The 2,281-nt window shown below is 68.2% G+C and carries 5 protein-coding genes; 3 read left to right on the top strand and 2 right to left on the bottom strand.

Annotated features, from left to right (window positions below; translation table 11 throughout):
- Positions 1-161, bottom strand: a 161-nt coding sequence (locus ACFVU9_RS26085; RefSeq protein WP_387597307.1) for a DUF397 domain-containing protein, incomplete at its 3' end; no start/stop codon positions are given.
- Positions 151-987, bottom strand: a complete 837-nt coding sequence (locus tag ACFVU9_RS26080; RefSeq protein WP_380502375.1) for a helix-turn-helix domain-containing protein — start codon at positions 985-987, stop codon at positions 151-153. The genes ACFVU9_RS26085 and ACFVU9_RS26080, both read right to left, overlap by 11 nt.
- Before the next feature lie 117 nt (positions 988-1,104).
- On the opposite strand from ACFVU9_RS26080, the gene ACFVU9_RS26075 reads away from it, so the two are divergent.
- The 3 genes from ACFVU9_RS26075 to ACFVU9_RS26065 all read left to right on the top strand — a co-directional run bounded on the left by ACFVU9_RS26075 (position 1,105) and on the right by ACFVU9_RS26065 (position 2,091).
- Complete coding sequence (locus ACFVU9_RS26075; RefSeq protein WP_387597257.1) at positions 1,105-1,296, top strand: hypothetical protein; 192 nt, start codon at positions 1,105-1,107, stop codon at positions 1,294-1,296.
- Complete coding sequence (locus tag ACFVU9_RS26070) at positions 1,296-1,547, top strand: hypothetical protein (protein ID WP_387597254.1); 252 nt, start codon at positions 1,296-1,298, stop codon at positions 1,545-1,547. The genes ACFVU9_RS26075 and ACFVU9_RS26070 overlap by 1 nt, the downstream gene beginning before the upstream one ends.
- 82 nt (positions 1,548-1,629) lie before the next feature.
- Positions 1,630-2,091, top strand: coding sequence for an NUDIX domain-containing protein (locus ACFVU9_RS26065; RefSeq protein ID WP_387597252.1), 462 nt, complete (start codon positions 1,630-1,632; stop codon positions 2,089-2,091).
- Positions 2,092-2,281 lie beyond the last annotated feature (190 nt).

Below are 2,281 nucleotides of genomic sequence, written 5' to 3'. Positions count from 1 at the left end.
TGCCAGGCGGCGGTGGGGAAGATGAGGGCGGGGCCGCTCGGGTCCTTGGAGTCGCGGACGGGCATGACGCCGGTGAAGCCGGGGGCCACCTCGATGCACTCACCGCCGCCGCCGCTGTAGGTGCTCTTGCGCCAGTGAACACTTGATAGGTCAGGGTGCACTTTCGAAGTCCTTCCGTACTGCGCGGATCAGCTCCAGCGACGCGGCCAGGGGCAGCGCTTCAACCTGGAGTCGATCGTAGTCCTTGGCCCAGCCGGCGAGCGTCTCCGGATTGCGTTCCAGGATGCCGCGTTGGTGGGTCTCGGAGTAGCCGAGCAGAGAGCGGTTGGGCATCGTCAGCAGAGTCACCGGGTGGGCGAAAGGGCGGTTCTCGCCGAGGCTGATCGGTGCGACCTGGATGGTCATGCTGGGCTGCTCGGTGAGGCGTTCGAGGTGCGCGAGCTGGCCGATCATTACGGATCGTCCGCCGATCGGCCGCCTCAGGCTCCACTCGTCCAGCACGGCGTGGATGTGGGGAGGAGAGGGGCGTTCGAGCTTGGCCTGCCGGGCGAGCAGGAACTTCACGCGCTCGTCAGCGTGTTGCTGGGTGACGGCACCGCGCCTGACGAAGGCCTGCTCGTAGGCGGCTGCGTACTCCGGGGTCTGCAGAAGCCCCGAAATGACGCCGATCTGGAAGAGCCGGATCGCGACGGCTTCGGCTTCCTTGTCGGCGTACTCGGGGAATCCCTCTATCAGGATGCTGTGTTCGAGCTGGTCGAGCATCAGCGCAAGGGTGCCGCCGGTGTCCAGGTACGCGTCGGCGACCTCCACGAACTTGCGGCTGGGCGCGCGGACGCCGCGCTCGATGCTGGAGATGTACGCGCCGGAGTAGGAGATCGCGGTCCCGAGCTGGGTCTGGAGCAGCTTGCGTGCCTCACGGAAGCGACGCAGCTGGATCCCGAGCGATGCGTACGGGGACGATGTGGGGTCAAGCCTCTTGCGGTTCACGGTGTTTCCCAACTGAACCAACTTGAACTGGCGACTACAGATGCTTCCCCACGCAAGGGGCGATCCGCAACCCTTTTCTCGACAGAGCGTAAATGCTTGATTGCGAAGGGTGCTCTCATGGTGCTGTCCAGACTCCACGGCTACGGGGTGCGGTGGGACTCCGATGCCCGGTGTTACCGGGTGCGGAACGAGGTCACGGGGGAGTGGCTGCGCTGTGGCTCGACCGGTGAGCTGGCCTCCTTCCGCTCGTTCTGTGCCGCGTTCTCGGCGTGGCGGATGTTCGAGGTGCACCGCAGGACCGGTGTGTGATGACCTCGATGCTCAAGCGGGCGACGGCCGAGCAGCGCCGTGAAGCCGCCCTCGTTGCCGATGACTTGGCGGCGGTCCTTGCTCTCGGTGGGGCCAAGTTGCCCTCTCTGGAGGTGGATTGGTACTTCGGGTCCCGCACTGGCTGTTACCTGATCTCTCTCGGGGCGGCCCGTGTCGATGAAGTCCTCCGGATTGTCGAACTGCTTCGCAAGGGGCTGCACTTCGAGCGCCTCGCCGCCGATGACGACTGAACTGGCCGTCCGCCTGGCCTGGCTGCTCGGCTTCGCTGCCCTGATCAACTGGTGTTTCTGGAACAGGAAGTAGCACCCCCCCATGCGCGACCCCCGCCTCCTCGCCAAGCCTCCCGTGTGCCGGCTCGGCTGCCTCGCCCTCGTCCGCAACCCCCGCGGCGACGTCCTGCTCGTCGACCCCGACTACATGGACGGACTCATCCTCCCCGGCGGCGCCGCCCGCCCCAACGAGCCCCCGCACGAGGCCGCCGCCCACCACCTCCTCGCCCAGACCGGCATCGCCCGGCGCCTCACCCATGTCCTCGCAGTCGACTTCACCCCCGCCGACCGCTACCTGGAGCGCCTCAACCTCGTCTTCGACGGCGGCACCACCGCCCAGGAGCTCATCGTCCCGCCCCAGCACCGCAGCGGACTGCTCGGCGCCCGCTTCGTCCCCGTCCAGCAGCTCGGCCAGGTGATGGCCCCCGCCCAGGCCGCCCGCCTCGCCGAAGCGCTCACCAATCACGCCGTCCCCCTCCTCCTCCACGGCCAGCGCGCCGCCTGATCCCCGCCTGCGCAGGAGGCGGGGTCGGACACCCGGCGATAGGTAGTTGTTCGACATATAAAGAGCGATGGCTTATGTTCGTGACGTGGACGTGGGGGGGGGGGGCCCCCGCGCCCCCCCCCCCCCCCACCCCCCGTACCCAGCCCAGCGTGGTGCGCGGAGGACCCAAACACCCCCCCCCCCCCCCCCC

Source organism: Kitasatospora sp. NPDC057936, from assembly GCF_042887525.1.
Taxonomy (GTDB): domain Bacteria; phylum Actinomycetota; class Actinomycetes; order Streptomycetales; family Streptomycetaceae; genus Kitasatospora.
The sequence above is the reverse complement of the archived record's forward strand: the minus strand, read 5'-3'. Positions and strand labels throughout refer to the sequence as shown.

What these genes read in the sequence shown, in the direction of transcription:
- ACFVU9_RS26075 (WP_387597257.1), top strand. Translation starts at nt 1,105, where the DNA reads ATGGTGCTGTCCAGACTCCACGGCTACGGGGTGCGGTGGGACTCCGAT.
- ACFVU9_RS26070 (WP_387597254.1), top strand. Translation starts at nt 1,296, where the DNA reads ATGACCTCGATGCTCAAGCGGGCGACGGCCGAGCAGCGCCGTGAAGCC.
- ACFVU9_RS26065 (WP_387597252.1), top strand. Translation starts at nt 1,630, where the DNA reads ATGCGCGACCCCCGCCTCCTCGCCAAGCCTCCCGTGTGCCGGCTCGGC.